Raw genomic sequence first — 18,583 nt, forward strand, 5'->3', positions numbered from 1 at the left:
GTCGGGTCAGCCCTTGCTGATCAGGGCTCGCGGGAAATCGGTGAAGGTCTCGACGCCGTCCGCGGTGACCCGGATCGACTCCGAGACCTCATAGCCGTAACCGGTCATCCACATCCCGCAGATCACGTGGAAGGTCATGTTCTCGGCCAGCACGGTCGGGTCGCTGGCGCGGATGCTCATCGTCCGCTCACCCCAGTCGGGCGGATAGCCGACGCCGATGGAATAGCCGAGCCGGCTGCGTTTCTCGATCCCGTAGCGGGCCAGGACCGCGTTCCAGGCGTCGGCGACCTCGACCATCCGCACCCCGGCACGGATGGTCTCGAGCACCGCGGAAAGTCCTTCGGCGACAGCGGTTTCGGTACGCCGCAGCTCGGCGGACGGCTCCCCCAGCATCACGGTGCGAGCCAGTGGGACGTGGTAGCGCCGGTGGGCCCCGGCCAGTTCGACCACCACCGCGTCCCCCGCGACGAACCGCTGGTCGCTCCAGGTCAGATGCGGGGTGTCCGCCGCGGCACCGGTCGGCAGCAGCGGCACGATCGCGGGGAAGTCACCCCAGGCGTCGGCGTCCCCGAGCACCTGGGCGCGCATGATCTCGGCGGCCACCACATGCTGCGGGACACCGACCCCGATCGTGTCGATCGCCGCCTGCATGGCCCTGGTGGTCACCCGTGCAGCGGTCCGCATGGTGGCGATCTCGGCGTCGGACTTGATCGCGCGGACCCAGTTGACCAGCTCCTGACTGTCGGTGAGCTCCCACTCCCCGAATCCCTTCTCCAGTGCGAGAAACGCCTTCGGGGAGAAGAAGTGCGCATCCGCCTCGATGCCGACCCGGGCCGGTGCGACCAGCCCCCGGCGCCGGAGCTCGCTCGCCAGCCAGTCGAAGGGGTGCCGGTCGGGCACATGGACCAGTTCCTCGGGATAGCCGAGGATCTGTTCGATCGGCAGCCAGGTGGTCCGGGTCGCTCCGCGGGCATCCATCTCCCGGGTCACCAGCAGCAGCTCGCCCTCGGCGGGCACGAACAGCAGCTGCGGGGTGTAGAAGGACCACGCCTGGTAACCGGTCAGGTAGTAGAGATTCGCGGGATCGCTGACCAGCAGGGCATCCAGCCCGGCGGCAGCCATTCGGTCCCTGGTCGCGGCGAGCCGCCGGGCGTACTCGTCGGGACCGAATGCCTGCACCGGACTCACGGTCTCACCTCAGCTTCGTGGCAATGCGTAGTACTTGGTCTCCAGGAACTCATCGATGCCGATCCGGCCGCCCTCGCGGCCGAGCCCGGATTCCTTCACCCCGCCGAAGGGGGCGACCGGGTTGGACACCAGGCCGGTGTTCATCCCGATCATGCCGGCCTCGATCCGTTCCCCGACACGGAATGCGCGCTCCAGGTCGCTGGTGAACAGATAACCCACCAGACCCCAGACGGTGTTGTTGGCCAGCTCGATCGCCTGCTCCTCGGTGTCGAACGGGACGATCGGGGCGACCGGGCCGAAGATCTCGTTCGCGAGCAGCGCGGAATCCGGATCGACGTTGTTGAGCACCGTCGGGTTGTAGAAGAAGCCCTTGCCGTCGGGGCGATCGCCGCCACACATCACGGTGGCCCCGCGGGAGACCGCGTCGTCGACGAACTGCTGCACCTTGTCCAGCGCCTTGCGTTCCACCAGCGGGCCGACCTGGGTGCCCTCGGCGGCACCGTCGCCGACCGCGAGCTTGCCCATCTCCTCGCTCAGTCGGCGGGCGAACTCGTCGGCGACCGAGGACTGCACATAGAGCCGGTTGGCCGCGGTGCAGGCCTCGCCCATGTTGCGCATCTTCGCGATCATCGCGCCGGCCACCGCCTGGTCCAGGTCGGCATCGTCGAACACGATGAACGGCGCATTGCCGCCGAGCTCCATCGAGGACTTCATCACGTGCTCGGCGGCCTGCTGGAGCAGTTTCACGCCGACCGGTGTCGAGCCGGTGAAGGAGACCTTGCGGGCGATCCCGCTGGCCATCCACGGTTCGACGACCGATCCGGGATCGGTGGTGGTGACCACATTCAGCACGCCGGCCGGCAGGCCTGCCTCGGTGAAGATGTCGACCAGCGCCAGCGAGGTGAGCGGGGTCAGTTCGGCGGGCTTGAAGACCATCGTGCACCCGGCGGCGACCGCGGGGCCGATCTTGCGTGCCCCCATCGCCAGCGGGAAGTTCCACGGGGTGATCAGCACGCTCGGGCCGACCGGTTCGTGGGTGACCATGATCCGGGTCTTGCCGTCCCCGGTCAGCGTCATGTCGCCGCCGATGCGTACCGCTTCCTCGGAGAACCAGCGCAGGAACTCCGCCCCGTAGGCGACCTCGCCCTTGGCCTCGGCGAGCGGTTTGCCCATCTCGGCGGTCATGATCGCCGCCAGGTCGTCGGCGCGCTCCATCACCAGGTCGTAGGCCCGGCGGAGGATCTCGCTGCGCTCGCGCGGTGCGGTGCGCCCCCACTCCTCCTGCTTCTTGCCGGCCACCTCGATGGCCCGGCGCGCGTCGTCACCGTTGCCGTCGGCGACGCTGGCCAGCACCTCTTCGGTGGCTGGGTTGATGACGTCGAAGGTCTTGCCGGAGGCCGACGGCCCCCATTGCCCGTCGATGAACAGGCCGGTGTTGACTGCCGAGACCGGATCGGTGGCCATGACTTCCTCCTTGAATTGGGCGGGTGGCTCAGCCGACGACCTCGGCCACGGCGGCACCGAACCGCTCCAGTCCGAGATCGATCTCATCCGCCGAGACCACCAACGCGGGGATCAGGCGTACGACGTTACCCAGTGGGCCGCAGGTCAACGACAGCAGCCCCTGCCCGGTCGTCGCCTGCTGCACCGCGGTGGCGAGCTGGCCACCGGTGCGGCCGTCGGCGTCCCCGAACTCGATGCCCTGCATCAGCCCCCGGCCGCGGACATCGGTGATCACCTGATACTTCTCGGCGATCCGCTGCAGCCCCTCGGCGAGCTGATCGCCGCGGACCCGGGCGTTCTCGACCAGGTTCTCCTCGGCGATCACATCGATGGTCGCGCAGGCGGCCGCGGCGGCGACCGCGTTGCCGCCGTAGGTGCCCCCCTGGGAACCCGGCCAGGCCTTGCCCATCAGCTCGGTCGGGGCGGCGATCGCCGAGATCGGGAAGCCGGAGGCCAGCCCCTTGGCGGTGATCAGGATGTCGGGATCGATGCCGGAGAACTCGTGGCCCCAGAACCTGCCGGTCCGCCCGAATCCGGCCTGCACCTCATCGACGATCAGCAGGATGCCGTGCTCCGCGCGCTCTCGCAGCCCCTGCAGGAAGGCGTCCGGGGTGGGCAGGTATCCGCCGTCACCGAGCACCGGTTCGATCAGGAAGGCGGCGGTGTCGTTCGGCGCGACGCGGGAGGCGAACAGGTAGTCCAGCTCCCGCAGCGCGAAGTCGACCGCCTCCGCCTCGCTCATCCCATAGCGGTGGGCGTACGGGAAGGGCGCCATCTGCACCCCGCCCATCAACGGTGAGAAACCGGCCGAGAACCGGGTACCGGCGGTGGTCAGGCTGGCGGCGGCGACGGTACGCCCGTGGAAGCCACCCTGGAAGACGACGATGTTGGGCTTGCCGGTGGCCATCCGGGCGAGCCGGACCGCGGCCTCCACCGCCTCGGAGCCCGAGTTGGCGAAGAACAGCGAATCGAGCTGGCTGGGCAGCACCCCGCCGAGTTTGTCGACCAGTTCCAGCAGCGGCTTGTGCATCACCGTGGTGTACTGGGCATGGATCACCTGGCCGACCTGCTGCTGTGCGGCGGCCACCACCTTGGGATGGCAGTGCCCGGTGCTGGTCACCCCGATGCCGGTGGTGAAGTCCAGGTAGTCCCGCCCGTCGGTGCCGTGGATCCAGGAGCCCTCGGCGCGGTCGACCACCACGGGGGTGGCCTGCTTGAGGATCGGGCTGAGAGAGGTCATGCAGTGACGAAACCAAACACCGGGGAGATTGTCAACAATCTGCAATCCCGTAGTCTGGGGTCCGTGACGAACACCGAGAGCGCCGCGACACCGGCCGACCGACCGATCGTGGTGGTGCTGACCAGCGACGACCTGGGCCCGCCGCCCGATCTGGCCGCCCTCTCGGAGCTGGCCACGATCCGGATCGCCACCGCCGACGAGCTGCCGACCGCGCTGCCGGGTGCCCGGGCGGTGTTCGTCTGGGACTTCTTCAACCCGGCGCTGGCGGATGCCTGGCCGGCCGCGGACGCGCTGGAGTGGGTGCATGTGGCGGCCGCCGGGGTGGATGCGGTGATGTTCGACGGGTTGCGCGATTCGGCGGTGCAGGTGACGAACGCGCGCGGGGTCTTCGACACCCCGATCGCGGAGTTCGTGCTCACCTCGGTCCTCGCCCACCTCAAGGATCTCCCCCAGCTGGCCCGGGCGCAGCAGGAGCAGCGCTGGGAGCACCGGGAGACGCGGACCGCGGCCGGCCGACGGGCTCTGGTGGTCGGCACCGGCGGCATCGGACGGGCCACCGCGCGCCTGCTGCGGGCCGTCGGGATGGAGGTACGCGGGGTGGGCCGGGTGGGCCGGGAGTCCGACCCGGACTTCGGGGTGGTGCTGCCCAGCGACGAGTTGGCCGAGCACGTCGGCTGGGCCGATCACCTGGTGCTGGTCGCCCCGCTCACCGCGCAGACCCGCGGCCTGGTCGATGCCCGGGTGCTCGCCGCGATGCGGCCGGAGGCGCAACTGATCAACGTCGGCCGCGGTGAACTCGTCGACGAGTCGGCACTGGTCGCGGCCCTCCAGCGGGGCGAACTCGCTGCGGCCGCCCTCGACGTCTTCGTCACCGAACCGCTGCCCGCCGACTCACCGCTGTGGACCCTGCCCGGCGTACAGATCTCGGCACACCTGTCCGGGGACGCGGTCGGCTGGCGGCAGGCGCTGGCCGCGCAGTTCGAGGCCAATCTGCGCCGCTGGCTGGCCGGCGAGCCGTTCGAGTCGGTGGTCGACAAGCGACGCGGGTACGCCTCCAGCGGGCGCTGAGCGCTGCTCAGATGTGGTCCCCGCGCTGACTCAACACCTTGCTGAGGAAGCGCTGGGTGCGCTCGTGCCGGGGTTCGTTGAAGATCTGCTGCGGCGGGCCCTGTTCGATGGCGACCCCCTCGTCGAACATCACCACCCGATCGGAGATCTGTTCGGCGAAGTGCATCTCGTGGGTGACCAGCAGCATGGTCATGTCGGTATTGCTGGCCAGGTCGTGGATCACCCGCAACACCTCGCCGATGAGTTCCGGGTCCAGCGCCGAGGTCGGCTCATCGAACAGCATCACCTTCGGCTTCATCGCCATCGCCCGGGCGATCGCCACCCGCTGTTGCTGGCCACCCGACAGCATCGCGGGGCGCTTGCCGGCGTGCTGCTCCAGACCGACCTGACGCAGCAGTTCCATCCCCTCGGCCCGGGCCTGCTCCTTCGGCGTACGCAGCACCGCGACCGGCGCCTCGATCACATTCTCCAGCGCCGTCATGTGCGGGAACAGATTGAACTGCTGGAAGACCATGCCGATGTTCTTGCGGGTCTCCCGCAGCTGGGCGGTCTCCCGGGCCCGGGCACCGGCAGCCACGTTCCACAGCTCCTTGCCGTCCACGCGCACCACCCCCTGGGTCGGTGTCTCCAGGGTCATCAGGATCCGCAGGATCGTCGTCTTGCCCGACCCCGACGGCCCGATCACCGTCACCTTCTCACCCGCGCGGACATCGAAGTTGAGCTCCCGCAGCACCACCAGCTCACCGAAAGCCTTGGTGACGTTCTCGAAGTGGATCATCGGTTGCGGCGAACCGGGACTCTCAGTCGGCATGACGGGCCTCCAATCGGCTGACGAGCAGCGAGGATGGATAGCTGACCAGCAGGAACAACAGGCCGGCCAGGGTGAGCGGTTCGAGATAGCGGAAGTTGCTGGACCCGATCGCCTGCGCGGTGGCCATCAGGTCGACGACGGTGATCGCGGACAGCACCGCGGAGTCCTTGAACATGGCGATCAGATAGTTGCCCATCATCGGCAGCACGATCCGGAATGCCTGTGGCAGAACGATTCTGCGCCAGGTGCGCGTCGTCGGCAGGTTGAGCGCGGTGGCCGCCTCCCACTGCCCCCTGGGGACCGCCTCGATCCCGGCGCGGTAGACCTCGGCCAGGTAGGCGGAGTAGTTGATGCCGATCACCACGACGCCGGTCTCGAAGGCAGGGAAGGTGAGGCCGAAGTTCGGCAGGATGAAGTAGGCGCAGTATGCCTGGACGAGCAGCGGGGTGCCGCGCACGAAGAGCACCAGGAAGGTCGCCAGCCGGCTGACCACCGGAATCCTTGCGCGCCTGACGATCGCCAGCCCGAGCCCGACGACGGCAGAGATCGCGAAACCGAGCAGGGTGATCTCGACGGTGGTCAGCAGTCCGCGCAGCAGAGCCGGGAGGATCTGGATCGCGAAGGCGTTGTCCCAGGTCATCGCCGCCCTCCCCCGCCGGCACCGACGAGCATCCGGCGCCGCCGCGCGCTGCGCGGGGTCGGCTCGATCGCGAAGTGCTTCTCCAGCAGCCTGATGATTCCGGCGACCCCGAGGTTGACCAGGAAGTACATCACCAGGATCGTCAGGAAGATCGCGGTGGTCTCACCGGTGGCGCTGCGGATCAGCTGGGCATTGAAGGTGAGGTCGGCGACGGTGACCAGGGACACCAGGGCGGTGTTCTTGACCAGGTCGACCATGACATTGCCCAACCCCGGCAGCATCACCGGAATTGCCTGTGGCAGCAGGATTCTGCGCATTCGCCGGGCCGGTGAGAGACCCAGGGCGATGCTGGCCTCGGTCTGGCCGCGGGGGCGCGACCTGATCGCCGCGCGCACCACCTCCGAGGCGTACGCCCCCTGATTGAGTCCGAGCGCGAGCACCGCCGCGGCGATCGGGGTCAGCTGGAACCCGAGGAACGGCAGTGCGAAGAACAGCCAGAACATCTGCACCACCATCGAGGTACCGCGGAACACCTCGACGAAGACGGTGGCGGGCAACCGGATCCACCGGTTCGGCGAGGTCCGGATGATACCGGCGGTGAACCCGACGACCAGGCAGAGCAGCGCACCGAGCACCGAGACCAGCAGCGTGATCCCGAGGCCCTTCAACAGCAGCGGGAAATAGTCGACGATGACCTGCATGGCCGGCAGCCGGTCTCAGCCCTCGTTCTTGCACAGCTCCGCGGCCGTGGCGCTGCGGGCGGCCTCCGGGTCGAATCCCCACTTGTCCAGGATGGCGTCGAACTCCGGGGTCTTCTTGAACTCGGCGAGGGCCTGGTTGTACTGGTCGACGAAGGCCTTGTCGGCGGGTCGGAAGCCGGCACCGGAACCGGTCTTCGGCGCATCGGGGACCTGCGGGGTGATCTCCACCGAGGCATCGTTGGTGACCAGCGACTTCAGCGAGAGGGTGGGCAGCAGGAACGCGTCGACCCGCTTGGCCTTGAGCGCCTCGTAACCGGAGCGGCCGTCGGCGGTGGAGACCCGTTGATTGTCTGGAACCTTTGCGGACTTGAGAATCCCCTCCTCGAAACCGCCGGGGATCACCCCGATCTTCAGCGAGGGATCCGCCAGCACCGACGCCACTGTGGTGATGTTCTTGGGATTCCCCGCGGGCACCAGGAAGGATTCGGTGGAGACGATCACCGGTTCGGAGTAGGCGACCTGGGAGCAGCGGGACTGTTTCATGAACAACCCGGCCGCGATCACGTCCCAGCGATTGGCCTGCAGCCCAGGGATCATCGACTCGTACGGGCTGACGATGCCCTTGACCTCGTTGATGCCGAGCTTCTTGCAGACCGCACGGAGCACATCGGGTTCACACCCGGTGACGGTGCCGTCGGTCTCCACCTTGGTGTAGGGCGGCTCATTGCCGACCACGCAGGTGAGGAAGCCCTGCTGCGTGGCCCTCGACATCAGATCCGCGCCACCCCCGCCGGCCGGGTTGCCCGGGGTGACGTTGGTCCTGGTGCAGCCCGCGAGCACCCCGATGGCGACGGCGCCGCCACCGGCGATCAGTGAGCGACGGGAGAACGGGGAGTCGAGCATGGGAGCCTCCTGGTCCGGACGCGCGGCACCACGATGAGCCGGGCGCGATTGGGCCAGTCTTGAGGTCTACCTTCCGATTGTCAACAATCGGACAGGGTGCAAACGGTTTTGGATCGTCGGAGTGGAGTTCAGCCCTCGGTGACGTGCAGGATCCGCGCCTTGCGGGCGTACCCGCCCAGCTGCGCGAGCCCGTGCGCCAGGCCGCCGATCAGGTCACCGGCGACGAAGTTGGACTGCATGCTGGCCGCGGCGAGCTGGCACTCGCCGTCGGTGAGGCTCCGCCTGGCCTCGGCGCCGGTGATGATCTCCAGGGCTCGCTGCTTCGGATCGCAGAGCACCAGCACCGACTGATCGGGGTCGACCAGCCGGCCGTGCAGCTCCCGCGCCGTGGCCTGCGGATCCTCCCCGCTGTCGCCCAGATAGAGCGAGAACTTCAGTCCGGACATGCCCTCGGCACGCTGGATCCCATCCTTCAGGCGGGCGTCGTCGGTCCCGCTCAGCTCACCACCGGACACTTGCGCCTCCCGTCTGTCCGATCTGCTCGGCCTCGGCCACCCGCTGCGACGCCGGGTCGGCGGTCAGCTCGGCCCGCGGGGTGGTGCCCGCGACATCACCGGCGGTCTGTCCGTACCACACGGGTTCCGCCAGGTCCGTGCCACCGCGGCCGCGCTTGGCCAGCGAGCCGGCGGCGGCGAGCACCCCGACGACCACCATGCTGATCGCCGGAATCCCGATCACCACGAAGAGCCAGTGCGCCACCGAGGGTTGCGGGGCGGCCGGCCAACCGGGGAAGGTCCCCGTCAGGGGGATTAGCATGCTCGACAGATCATTCACCTGCCCTACGGTAGTGGAGATGGCCCGCGTCAGCACGCCAGCAAGGAGTTTCGATGACAGAGCCGCCGACCGGGGCCCGTGTGGTCCTGGACTCCGGTGAGATCACCCGGGCGATCACCCGGATGGCGCACGAGATCGTGGAGTCCAATCGGGGCATCGAGGGGTTGATGCTGCTCGGCATCCCGACCCGCGGGGTGCCGCTGGCCGAACGACTGGCCGGGGTCATCGAGCGCTCCGGTGAGGGCACGGTGCCACTGGGTCGACTGGACATCACCATGTATCGCGACGATCTGCGCCAGCACCCCACCCGACAGGTCGGCCGCACCCAGCTGCCGGGGTCGGTGGACGGGGCCACCGTCGTCCTGGTCGACGATGTGCTGTTCTCCGGGCGCAGCGTGGCCGCGGCACTGGACGCGCTCAAGGACCTCGGCCGGCCCCGGGCGGTCCGGCTGGCGGTGCTGGTGGATCGGGGGCACCGGCAGCTGCCGATCCGCGCCGACCACGTCGGCAAGAACCTGCCCACCGCCGCCGGCGAGCGGGTCGGCGTACGCCTGGACGAGACCGACGGCCAGACCGAGGTCACCATCTCTCGAGGGGATGCCGGATGAAGCACCTGTTGTCCGCCGCGGATCTGCAGCGCGGTGAGATCGATTCGATCTGCGATCTGGCCGAGGAGATGTCGGAGCTGCAGCACCGCGAGATCAAGAAGCTGCCCACCCTGCGCGGGCGCACCGTGGTGAACCTGTTCTTCGAGGATTCGACTCGGACCCGCAGTTCCTTCGAGATCGCCGGGAAGTGGCTGAGCGCCGATGTGATCAACGTCTCGGCGAAGGGATCCTCGGTGAGCAAGGGGGAATCGCTGCGCGACACCGTGCAGGTGATCGACGCGATGGGTGTCGATGCGATGGTGATCCGGCACTCCTCCTCCGGCGCCCCGGCCCAGGCCGCGCGCTGGATCTCCGGCTCGGTGGTGAACGCCGGCGACGGTACCCATGAGCACCCCACCCAGGCGCTGCTGGACGCGTTCACGATGCGTCGGCACTTCCGGGGGCTGGACCCCGATTTCGACTGGTCCGACAAGACCATCGCGATCACCGGTGACCTGACCCATTCCCGGGTGGTGCGCAGCAATGTGCTGCTGCTGCGCACCCTCGGCGCGAAGGTCGTGCTGGTCGCACCGCCGACGCTGCTGCCCTCGGGGGTGGACAGCTGGCCGGCCGAGGTGCACACCGATTTCGATGAGGTGATCGGCGAGGTCGATGTGGCGATGATGCTGCGGGTGCAGCGGGAGCGGATGAGCGGTGGCTACTTCCCCACCCCGCGCGAGTACACGATCGGTTACGGGCTCACCCCCGACCGGCTGGCGCGGATGCGACCGGAGGCGGCGGTGATGCACCCGGGCCCGATGAACCGTGGCCTGGAGATCTCCACCGCGGCAGCGGATGCGGCCTCCTCGCGGGTGCTGGATCAGGTCGCCGCCGGGGTGGCGGTGCGGATGAGCGTGCTCTATCACCTGCTCGGCGGGGCGAGTGAGGACGGGGCCGATGCGGCGAAGACGGAGCTGGGCACCTCGGTTGCCGGCCAGACGGGAGTGAATGCGTGAGCGAGATCCTGATCAGCGGGGCCACCCTGCCGGACGGCGGGACCGGTGACCTGCTGGTGGTCGACGGCCGGTTCGCCGATCCCAACCAGGCAACGGATCCCGAGCGGATCGATGCCGCTGGCCTGATCGCCCTGCCCGGCCTGGTCGACAGCCACACGCATCTGCGCGAGCCCGGCCGCGAGGACGCGGAGACGATCGAGACCGGTACGCAGGCGGCGGCCCGCGGTGGTTACACCGCGGTGCTGGCGATGGCCAACACCGACCCGGTCACCGACACCGCCGAGGCCGCCCGGCACCTGCGTGAGGTGGCCGAACTGACCGGCAGCGCCGAGGTGGTACCGGTCGGCGCGGTCACCAAGGGGCTCCAGGGCGAGCAGCTGGCCGAGCTGGGGCTGATGGCCCGGGCCGGGGTGCGGGTGTTCTCCGACGACGGGCACTGCGTCGCCGATTCGCGGCTGATGCGCCGGGCGCTGGAATACGTGCGCGCCTTCGACGGGGTGATCGCCCAGCACGCGCAGGATCCGCGGCTCGCGGGCCGGGACGCCTGCTGCCACGAGGGTGAGATCTCCGGTCGGCTGGGGCTCGGCGGCTGGCCCGCGGCGGCGGAATCGGTGATCGTGGCCCGCGATGTCGAGCTGGCCCGGTTGACCCGTTCCCGGGTGCACATCTGCCACGTCTCCACCGCCGAATCGGTGGAGGTGCTGCGCTGGGCCAAGGCCCAGGGCGTCCAGGTCACTGCCGAGGTCACCCCGCACCATCTGCTGCTGACCACCGATGAGGTCACCGGTTACGACCCCACCTACAAGGTGAATCCGCCGCTGCGTCCCGACGAGCATGTCAGCGCGCTGCGCGCGGCACTGGCCGACGGCACCATCGACTGTGTCGGCACCGACCATGCCCCGCACGCCGCCCAGGACAAGGACCACGCCTTCGGCGATGCCGCGTTCGGGATGCTCGGCCTGGAGACCGCGCTCGGCGTGCTGATCGAGACGATGGTCCGGCCCGGTCTGCTCGACTGGGAGCAGCTGGCCGACCGGATGGCGTACGCCCCCGCGCGGATCGCCGGGTTGAGCGAGCAGGGCCGCCCGCTGGCGGCCGGCGAGCCGGCCAATCTGGTGCTCATCGACCCGGACCGCCGCGCGGTCGTCGACCGCGCCGACTCCGCCTCCCTCTCCCGCAACAATCCCTACCACGGCAGGGAATTGCCCGATCCGGTCGAGCTGACGATGTGGAACGGCCGGATCACCTTCAGCCGCCGCTGACCAACCACGTTCATCGAGTAGCCGACCATGCGGAGCGCAGCGGAGCAATGGTCGGCGTGTCGAGATGAACCCCACCACCCACGTTCATCGAGTAGGTCGCTGCGCGACCTACTCGATGAACGGTCAGCCGAGGGGGATGCGGCCCTTCAGGGAGTCGGGGTCGGTGACGGGGTCGTCGGCGGTCTGCTCGATCACCTCGAGGGCCTTGGGCACGCTGTCCCAGACGTTCCAGAGCAGCACCCCGCGTACCGAACCACCGTCGAGGTAGTAGACGACACCGGTGTCCAGGCTCTCGTCCTTCCAGTCCTCGACCATCGTGTGCTTCGTCGAGGTCTCGCCGACGGCCTCGTAGCCGTAGTCGAACAGATCCGACCAGAAGAACGGCGTGTTCTGGTAGGCCTCGTCCTTCCCGGCCATGTTCTGCCCGGCGGTCTCGCCCATCTTCTCGGCATTGTCGACGTGCTCGACCCGGCGCCGGCCGAGCAGTCTGTCCGGATAGTTGGCGACGTCACCGGCGGCGTAGACGTCGGGGGCGCTGGTCCGCAGCTCGGCGTCCACCACGATCCCGTTGTCCACCTTCAGCCCGGCCTGCTCGGCGAGCTGGACCCGCGGTTTCACCCCGATCCCGATCACCGCGGCGTCGGCCTCGAGGGTCTGCCCGTCCTTCAGTTCCAGGCGTACGCCGTCAGCGGTCGCCGTACCGCCGGCGAGCAGGCCGTCGACGATCTGTACGCCGTGATCGATGAAGGCCTTGGTGACCACCGTGGCCAGATCCGGCGGGAGCATCGACGCCTGCACGATGCCGCCCTCGACGACCATCGTCACCTTGACCTCGTTCTGGGCCAGCGCGGAGGCCATCTCGGAGCCGATGTAGCCACCGCCGACGACCACGATGTGGCTGCCCGGCTTGGCCAGCTCCCGCAGCTCGCGGTAGTCGGCGACGGTGCGGTAGTAGACGACCCGCGGGCCGGCCGGCAGCGAGGTGGTGATCGGCTGGGAACCGCTGGCGATCAGCAACTTGTCGTAGCCGACCTGGGAACCGTCGGCGAGGGTCACCTGGTGCTGATCCGGTTCGATCCGCTCGACATCGACACCGGTACGCAGGTCGACGCCCTTGGTGTCGCCGAGGAGTTCGGAGTTGTCCAGGCTGGCGTCCTTGTTCAGCCAGAGGGTCTTCGACAGGTCAGGTCGATAGACCGGCGGATCGCCTTCCGCACCAAGGATTCCGATGCTGCCGTCCGAGTCGACCGCGCGGATGCCCTGCGCGGCGTTGGCGGCGGCCACTCCGGCCCCGATGATCAGGTACTCGTACTTGTTGCTCTGGTCGTTCATTGACTGACCCTCCTGTTCCCTGCCAAGGCTAACCACGCGGCACACGACGTAGGATGCGGGGGTGAGTGCCGAGCAACCGAACGCCCCGACGACCTTCTACGACGCGGTGGGTGGCCACGACACCTTCGTGAAGCTGGTCCGCGGTTTCTATGCCCGGGTCGCCGAGGACGCCGAGTTCAAGGCGATCTATCCCGAGGAGGATCTCGGTCCGGCCGAGGAGCGGCTGCGGATGTTCTTCGAGCAGTACTGGGGCGGCCCGACCACTTATTCCGAGCAGCGTGGGCACCCGCGGTTGCGGATGCGGCACTTCCCGTTCCGGATCACCAGCGCCGAGCGCGACACCTGGCTGAAGCACATGCGCGGCGCCCTCGACGATGTCGCACTGACCCCGGAACAGGACGCGATCTTCTGGACCTATCTGGTCCGCGCCGCGGACTCGATGCGGAACACCCCCGACGAGTTGGGCTGAGCGGGCTGGCGGTGCCGAGGTCATCTCGACACGCTGCCCCAGCTCCGCTCCGCTGCGCCGGGCCAGCTACTCGATGACCGTCTGGTGGTTTCGTCTCGCTCGTTCCTCGCTCGCTCAGCCAACGTCGGTGAGGCCGAGGGCACGACCGGCGGCCCGGCCGGAGAAGATGCAGCCGCCGAGGAAGGTGCCCTCCAGGGCATTGTGTCCGTGCACTCCCCCGCCGCCGAAGCCGGCGACCTCGCCGGCGGCGTACAACCCGGGGATCGGCCGCCCCTGGCCGTCCAGCACCTGCGAGTCGAGGTTGGTCTGCAGCCCGCCCAATGTCTTGCGGGACAGGATGTTCAGGCGTACGCCGATCAGCGGGCCGTGCGCCGGATCGAGGATCCGGTGCGGTTTCGCGACCCGGATCAGCCTGTCGGTCCGCGAGCGACGGGCGTTGTGGATGGCCATCACCTGGACGTCCTTGGTGAAGGAGTTGTCGAGCTCGCGGTCCCTGGCGGTGATCTGAGACTCGATCGTGGCGAGCTCCAGGTCCGGGCCCGGGCTGATCGCGTTCATCCCCCGGACCAGTTCGGGCAGGGTGTCGGCGACCATGAAGTCGTCACCGTGCTCCATGAAGGCGGCCACCGGTGCCGGTGCTCCGCCGCCCAGCCGGGTGCGGATCAGGTAACCGAGGTCGCGGCCGGTGAGGTCGGGGTTCTGCTCCGATCCGGAGAGCGCGAACTCCTTCTCGATGATCGACTGGGTGAGGATGAACCAGGAGTAGTCGTGCCCGGTGGCCAGGATCTGGGTCATCGCGCCGATCGAGTCCGCACCCGGCACCCCGGACATGCCACGCAGTCGCCGACCGGTGGCGTCGAACCACATCGAGGACGGTCCCGGCAGGATCCGGATCGCGTGGTTCGGCCAGACCGGCTCCCAGTTGTGGACGCCCTCGGTGTAGGCCCACATCCGGTCCCGGTTGACCACCCGGCCGCCGGCGGCCTCGGTGATCGCGAGCATCCGGCCGTCGACGTGCGCGGGTACGCCCGAGATCAGATGCGACGGGAACGGGCCGACCCGCTCGGTGGGCCAGCTGCGCCGCATCAGCTCGTGGTTGTGCCCGATACCGCCGGAGGTGACGATCACCGCCGGTGCCCGGATCTCGAATTCTCCTGCCACAGCACGGTTCGAGGCGACACCCCGGGCGGCGTCGTCCGCGGCCAGTACGCCACCGCGGACCCCGACGACCGCCCCGTTCTCGACGATCAGCTGGTCCGCCCGGTGCCGGAAGCCGAATCGCACCAGCCCGGTGCGCTCGGCCGCCAGCACGGGTTTGGCGAAGAGTTCGACGACACCGGGTCCGGTCCCCCAGGTGAGGTGGAAGCGCGGTACCGAGTTGCCGTGACCGCTTGCTGAACCGTCGCCGCGCTCGGCCCAGCCGACGAACGGCACCGCCCGCCAACCCAACCGGTGCAGGTAATCCCGCTTGCCGTGCGCGGCCCACTCCACATAGGCCCGCGCCCATTCGTATCCCCAGGCGTCCTCGTCGGCCAACCGGTCGAACTGGGCCGACCCGAGCCAGTCCTGCAGGGCGAGCTCGGCCGAATCGCGGATTCCCATCCGTCGCTGCTCGGGGCTGTCGACCAGGAAGATCCCACCGAGCGACCAGTACGCCTGCCCGCCCAGGTTGTTGCGGTTCTCCTGGTCCAGCACCAGCACCCGCTTGCCGGCCAGGACCAGCTCATAGGTCGCGACCAGCCCCGCGATCCCGGCACCGACGACGATCGCATCCGCCTCGAACTCCATTGGGCGAGTCTGCCATCCGCTCATCGAGTAGGTCGCGCAGCGACCGTGACCCACGCTCATCGAGTAGGTCGCGCAGCGACCGGTACCCACGCTCATCGAGTAGGTCGCGCAGCGACCGTGTCGAGATGAGCCGCTGCCCACGGGTTCATCTCGACACGTGGCCCGGCTCCGCTCCGCTACGCCGGGCCACTACTCGATGAACGGACGAAAAGGCTCCGCTGCGCCGGGCCACTACTCGATGAACGGACGAAAAGGCTGCGCTGCGCCGGGCCACTACTCGATGAACGTGGGGAAAATCGGTCGACGGGTTCGCATCGGAGCGGTTGGATCGGGACCCATGACGCTGTTCCCCGATGAGGCCGCCCTCGACGCCGAGGACGCCCGTCGGCTGGTGGCCACGCAGGCTCCGCAGTGGGCCGACCTCCCGCTGACCCCGGCCGGCGCCGGTACCGACAACCAGATGTTCCGGCTCGGCGACGAGCTGCTGGTCCGGCTCCCCCGCCGCCCCGGTACCGCCGAGGATGTGGCCAAGGAACAGACCTGGCTGCCCAGGCTCGGTCCACTCCTGCCGCTGGAGGTCCCGGCACCGGTGTTCCACGGCCGGCCCGATGAGCGCTACCCATTCGATTGGTCGGTCTACCGGTGGATCGAGGGTGCGGAACCGACCGCGGACAACGTCGCCGACTGGGCCGACTTCGGCGACCGGCTCGCCGACTTCGTCCAGCACCTGCATGCACTCGACACCATGGGCGCCACCCGCACCGGGTCGCTGGCCTGGTATCGCGGTAAGCGGCTGCACGAGTTCGCCGAAGAGGGCTGGGGAACGATCGACCGGCTCCGAGCCAGGGCCGCCCTCGGCGTATTCGATGGCACTGACCTCGACCTGGACGCGGTCGCCGCGCTGTGGCGTACCGCCCTCGAGGTCGACGACCCGGTCCTGCCGGACGGCTGGCTGCACGGGGATCTGCGCGCGGCGAACCTGCTGGTACGCGAGGGTCGACTGGTCGCGGCGATCGACTTCGGCGTGCTCGGGCTGGGCAACCCGACCGCCGAGCACGCGGCGATCTGGGAGTTTCCCGCCGCGGCCAGGACGGCGTACCGGAACCGGCTCGGACTCGACGAGGCGACCTGGCAGCGCGCCCGGGGCTGGAAACTGTTCGTCGCCGGCCAGGCCCTCGACTACTACTGGGAGCGCTGGCCGGAGTTGGCCCGGGACAACCTGGTGACGGTCCACAGACTGCTCCACGAAACAGACTGACAGATTGGTAAGTGGTCGGGCATGATGGTGCGGTCCGCTGACGCCCAGCTTGAGGAAGACCATGACCCAGCAGACCGCGACCCCGGACCAGAGCGCCGCCGACTGGTGGCGCAGTGCGGTGGTCTACCAGATCTACCCGCGCTCCTTCGCCGACGCCAACGGCGACGGCACCGGTGACCTGCGCGGCATCATCGACCGGCTCGACCACCTGGTCGAGCTCGGCATCGACGCACTCTGGATCTCGCCGTGGTATCCCTCCCCGCTCGCCGACGGTGGCTACGACGTCGCCGACTACCGCGACATCCACCCCGACTTCGGCGATCTGGCCGACGCCGATGAGCTGATCACCAAGGCCCACCAGCACGGGCTGCGGGTGTTGATCGACCTGGTACCGAACCACTGTTCCGATGAGCACCCCTGGTTCGCCGAGGCGCTGGCCGCCGAACCCGGTTCGCCCGAGCGGGAGCTCTTCTGGTTCCGCGACGGCCGCGGCGATGCCGGTTCCGAACCGCCCACCAACTGGGAGGCGTTGTTCGGCGGCTCCACCTGGCAGCGAGTGCTGGACTCCGACAACCATCCCGGGCAGTTCTATCTGCACCTGTTCGATGTGAAGCAACCGGACTGGAACTGGGACAACCCCAAGGTCGCCGACGAATTCGACGACATCCTGCGGTTCTGGTTCGACCGCGGTGTGGACGGATTCCGCATCGACGTCGCCGACTCGATGGCCAAGGACGGCAGCCTGCCGGATCTGCCGCTGAACAAGCACACCGGATTCGGGATCAGCAAGGACAAGTTCCCCGGCGCGCCGCTGTGGGACGTGCACCCGCAGCTCGAGCAGATCCACCGCCGCTGGCGCGGGGTCGCCGACGAGTACGCCGACAGCGAGCAGGGGGCGCGGGTGTTCGTCTCCGAGGCCTATCTGGAACCGGTCGAGCGACTGGTCAGCTATGTCGAACCGGGCCGCCTGCACAGCACCTTCAACTTCGACCACCTGCTCTCGGAGTGGTCCGCCGAGTCGCTCCACAACGTGATCACCCGGTCGCTGCGCGCCCACCAGCAGGTCGGTGCACCGGCCACCTGGGTGCTCTCCAACCACGACACCCCGCGGGTCGCCACCCGCTACGGCAAGGCCGAGACCGGGTCCCGGTTCGAGCGGGACGGGGTCGCACCGGAGCACCGCGGCCGGGAGTGGCAGCACTACACCCAGTTCGAGACCGATCTGGCCCTCGGCCGGCGGCGGGCCCGCGCGGCCGCGCTGCTGGAGCTCGCGCTGCCCGGCGGTTGCTACGTCTACCAGGGTGACGAACTGGGTCTCGACGAGGTCGAGGATCTGCCCGCCGAGGTGTTGCAGGACCCGACCTGGGAGCGGTCCGGGCACACCGTCAAGGGCCGCGACGGCTGCCGGGTGCCGATCCCGTGGTCGGGATCGCAGTCCCCGTTCGGTTTCGGGCCGTCGGGTACGCCGTGGCTGCCGCAGCCGGCACACTGGTCGAGCCTCAGCGTCGCCGCCCAGACCGACGATCCGGGCAGCCACCTGAACCTCTACCGGACCGCACTCGCCGAGCGGCGCCGCAATCCCGCCCTCGGTGACGGTGATCTGACCTGGCGCGAGGGTGAGCACGCCGACCTGCTCGGCTTCGACCGGGAGCCCGGATTCCGTTGCATGGTGAACTTCGGGGCGCCCGTGGCCCTGCCCGAGGGTGCCGAGGTGCTGGTGCACAGTGGTGAGGCCGCCAGCGGCAAGCTCGGTACCGATGAGGCGGTCTGGCTGAAGGTCTGACCCGCACGCTCATCGAGCAGGTCGCGCAGCGACCGGCCCAACACGCTCATCGAGCAGGTCGCGCAGCGACCGTGTCGAGATGAGCCCCGCCTGGAGGGGTCATCTCGACACGCAACCCATTGCTCCGCTTCGCTCCGCATGGGTTGTTACTCGATGAACGGGTGGGGAGGCTCCGCTCTTCATGGGTTGCTACTCGATGA

General features: G+C 69.0%; 18 protein-coding genes. 7 read left to right on the forward strand and 11 right to left on the reverse strand.

Annotated elements, in window-relative coordinates; genetic code table 11:
- Positions 1–6: 6 nt before the first annotated feature.
- Genes BI335_RS16035 through BI335_RS16045 form a run of 3 tightly spaced genes read right to left on the reverse strand, consistent with a single transcriptional unit; the run spans position 7 to position 3,931 of the window.
- On the reverse strand, positions 7–1,188 hold the full coding sequence (locus BI335_RS16035) for a M24 family metallopeptidase (protein ID WP_229119645.1): 1,182 nt from the start codon (positions 1,186–1,188) through the stop codon (positions 7–9).
- A 9-nt stretch (positions 1,189–1,197) separates the two neighbouring features.
- Positions 1,198–2,652, reverse strand: coding sequence for an NAD-dependent succinate-semialdehyde dehydrogenase (locus tag BI335_RS16040; protein ID WP_094355877.1), 1,455 nt, complete (start codon positions 2,650–2,652; stop codon positions 1,198–1,200).
- A gap of 28 nt (positions 2,653–2,680) precedes the next feature.
- Positions 2,681–3,931: an aspartate aminotransferase family protein gene (locus BI335_RS16045; protein WP_094432127.1), complete on the reverse strand. Its 1,251-nt coding sequence runs from the start codon at positions 3,929–3,931 to the stop codon at positions 2,681–2,683.
- A gap of 63 nt (positions 3,932–3,994) precedes the next feature.
- Between BI335_RS16045 and BI335_RS16050 the strand changes: the two genes are divergently transcribed.
- A complete protein-coding gene (locus BI335_RS16050) occupies positions 3,995–4,999 on the forward strand; it encodes a D-2-hydroxyacid dehydrogenase (protein ID WP_094432130.1) in 1,005 nt (334 codons plus the stop codon).
- 7 nt (positions 5,000–5,006) lie between these two features.
- On the opposite strand, the gene BI335_RS16055 is transcribed toward BI335_RS16050, so the two are convergent.
- From BI335_RS16055 to BI335_RS16080, 6 genes are all read right to left on the reverse strand, one after another.
- Positions 5,007–5,810, reverse strand: a complete 804-nt coding sequence (locus BI335_RS16055; protein ID WP_324252354.1) for an amino acid ABC transporter ATP-binding protein — start codon at positions 5,808–5,810, stop codon at positions 5,007–5,009.
- Positions 5,800–6,450, reverse strand: a complete 651-nt coding sequence (gene ehuD / locus BI335_RS16060) for an ectoine/hydroxyectoine ABC transporter permease subunit EhuD (RefSeq protein WP_094432132.1) — start codon at positions 6,448–6,450, stop codon at positions 5,800–5,802. The genes BI335_RS16055 and ehuD overlap by 11 nt, the downstream gene beginning before the upstream one ends.
- Positions 6,447–7,151 carry an ectoine/hydroxyectoine ABC transporter permease subunit EhuC gene (gene ehuC / locus BI335_RS16065; RefSeq protein WP_094403897.1) on the reverse strand — a complete coding sequence of 235 codons (705 nt, stop codon included), beginning with the start codon at positions 7,149–7,151 and terminating at the stop codon, positions 6,447–6,449. Before ehuC ends, ehuD begins: the two co-directional genes overlap by 4 nt.
- Positions 7,152–7,166: 15 nt before the next feature.
- Complete coding sequence (gene ehuB / locus BI335_RS16070) at positions 7,167–8,054, reverse strand: ectoine/hydroxyectoine ABC transporter substrate-binding protein EhuB (protein WP_094406941.1); 888 nt, start codon at positions 8,052–8,054, stop codon at positions 7,167–7,169.
- Between the two features lie 128 nt (positions 8,055–8,182).
- Positions 8,183–8,569: a DUF5130 family protein gene (locus tag BI335_RS16075; RefSeq protein ID WP_094355871.1), complete on the reverse strand. Its 387-nt coding sequence runs from the start codon at positions 8,567–8,569 to the stop codon at positions 8,183–8,185.
- Positions 8,556–8,870: a hypothetical protein gene (locus BI335_RS16080; RefSeq protein ID WP_133626369.1), complete on the reverse strand. Its 315-nt coding sequence runs from the start codon at positions 8,868–8,870 to the stop codon at positions 8,556–8,558. Before BI335_RS16080 ends, BI335_RS16075 begins: the two co-directional genes overlap by 14 nt.
- Before the next feature lie 71 nt (positions 8,871–8,941).
- On the opposite strand from BI335_RS16080, the gene pyrR reads away from it, so the two are divergent.
- The 3 genes from pyrR to BI335_RS16095 are packed head-to-tail and all read left to right on the forward strand — an operon-like array spanning position 8,942 to position 11,753.
- The gene (pyrR, locus tag BI335_RS16085; RefSeq protein ID WP_094403895.1) at positions 8,942–9,496 is read left to right on the forward strand and encodes a bifunctional pyr operon transcriptional regulator/uracil phosphoribosyltransferase PyrR; all 555 of its coding nucleotides are present in this window, start codon (positions 8,942–8,944) and stop codon (positions 9,494–9,496) included.
- Complete coding sequence (locus BI335_RS16090) at positions 9,493–10,491, forward strand: aspartate carbamoyltransferase catalytic subunit (RefSeq protein ID WP_094432137.1); 999 nt, start codon at positions 9,493–9,495, stop codon at positions 10,489–10,491. The genes pyrR and BI335_RS16090 overlap by 4 nt, the downstream gene beginning before the upstream one ends.
- Complete coding sequence (locus BI335_RS16095; protein WP_094432139.1) at positions 10,488–11,753, forward strand: dihydroorotase; 1,266 nt, start codon at positions 10,488–10,490, stop codon at positions 11,751–11,753. The genes BI335_RS16090 and BI335_RS16095 overlap by 4 nt, the downstream gene beginning before the upstream one ends.
- A gap of 123 nt (positions 11,754–11,876) precedes the next feature.
- On the opposite strand, the gene BI335_RS16100 is transcribed toward BI335_RS16095, so the two are convergent.
- The gene (locus BI335_RS16100) at positions 11,877–13,085 is read right to left on the reverse strand and encodes an NAD(P)/FAD-dependent oxidoreductase (protein WP_094432141.1); all 1,209 of its coding nucleotides are present in this window, start codon (positions 13,083–13,085) and stop codon (positions 11,877–11,879) included.
- 61 nt (positions 13,086–13,146) lie between these two features.
- Between BI335_RS16100 and BI335_RS16105 the strand changes: the two genes are divergently transcribed.
- A complete protein-coding gene (locus tag BI335_RS16105) occupies positions 13,147–13,554 on the forward strand; it encodes a globin (protein ID WP_094432143.1) in 408 nt (135 codons plus the stop codon).
- Between the two features lie 114 nt (positions 13,555–13,668).
- Here BI335_RS16105 and BI335_RS16110 read toward each other — a convergent pair whose 3' ends face one another.
- Positions 13,669–15,342: an FAD-binding dehydrogenase gene (locus tag BI335_RS16110; protein WP_094432146.1), complete on the reverse strand. Its 1,674-nt coding sequence runs from the start codon at positions 15,340–15,342 to the stop codon at positions 13,669–13,671.
- 337 nt (positions 15,343–15,679) lie between these two features.
- On the opposite strand from BI335_RS16110, the gene BI335_RS16115 reads away from it, so the two are divergent.
- Both BI335_RS16115 and BI335_RS16120 read left to right on the forward strand, forming a co-directional pair.
- Positions 15,680–16,600, forward strand: a complete 921-nt coding sequence (locus BI335_RS16115) for an aminoglycoside phosphotransferase family protein (RefSeq protein ID WP_094432148.1) — start codon at positions 15,680–15,682, stop codon at positions 16,598–16,600.
- Between the two features lie 61 nt (positions 16,601–16,661).
- Complete coding sequence (locus BI335_RS16120) at positions 16,662–18,383, forward strand: glycoside hydrolase family 13 protein (RefSeq protein ID WP_094432151.1); 1,722 nt, start codon at positions 16,662–16,664, stop codon at positions 18,381–18,383.
- Positions 18,384–18,583 lie beyond the last annotated feature (200 nt).

The sequence above is a fragment of the Enemella evansiae genome (genome assembly GCF_002250705.1).
GTDB lineage: Bacteria > Actinomycetota > Actinomycetes > Propionibacteriales > Propionibacteriaceae > Enemella > Enemella evansiae.

Bases quoted from the DNA above. Each gene is read 5' to 3' on its own strand.
- BI335_RS16120 (WP_094432151.1), top strand. From the start codon at position 16,662: ATGACCCAGCAGACCGCGACCCCGGACCAGAGCGCCGCCGACTGGTGG.
- pyrR (WP_094403895.1), top strand. From the start codon at position 8,942: ATGACAGAGCCGCCGACCGGGGCCCGTGTGGTCCTGGACTCCGGTGAG.
- ehuB (WP_094406941.1), bottom strand. From the start codon at position 8,054: ATGCTCGACTCCCCGTTCTCCCGTCGCTCACTGATCGCCGGTGGCGGC.
- ehuC (WP_094403897.1), bottom strand. From the start codon at position 7,151: ATGCAGGTCATCGTCGACTATTTCCCGCTGCTGTTGAAGGGCCTCGGG.
- BI335_RS16080 (WP_133626369.1), bottom strand. From the start codon at position 8,870: ATGCTAATCCCCCTGACGGGGACCTTCCCCGGTTGGCCGGCCGCCCCG.
- ehuD (WP_094432132.1), bottom strand. From the start codon at position 6,450: ATGACCTGGGACAACGCCTTCGCGATCCAGATCCTCCCGGCTCTGCTG.
- BI335_RS16055 (WP_324252354.1), bottom strand. From the start codon at position 5,810: ATGCCGACTGAGAGTCCCGGTTCGCCGCAACCGATGATCCACTTCGAG.
- BI335_RS16115 (WP_094432148.1), top strand. From the start codon at position 15,680: ATGACGCTGTTCCCCGATGAGGCCGCCCTCGACGCCGAGGACGCCCGT.
- BI335_RS16110 (WP_094432146.1), bottom strand. From the start codon at position 15,342: ATGGAGTTCGAGGCGGATGCGATCGTCGTCGGTGCCGGGATCGCGGGG.
- BI335_RS16040 (WP_094355877.1), bottom strand. From the start codon at position 2,652: ATGGCCACCGATCCGGTCTCGGCAGTCAACACCGGCCTGTTCATCGAC.
- BI335_RS16100 (WP_094432141.1), bottom strand. From the start codon at position 13,085: ATGAACGACCAGAGCAACAAGTACGAGTACCTGATCATCGGGGCCGGA.
- BI335_RS16090 (WP_094432137.1), top strand. From the start codon at position 9,493: ATGAAGCACCTGTTGTCCGCCGCGGATCTGCAGCGCGGTGAGATCGAT.
- BI335_RS16045 (WP_094432127.1), bottom strand. From the start codon at position 3,931: ATGACCTCTCTCAGCCCGATCCTCAAGCAGGCCACCCCCGTGGTGGTC.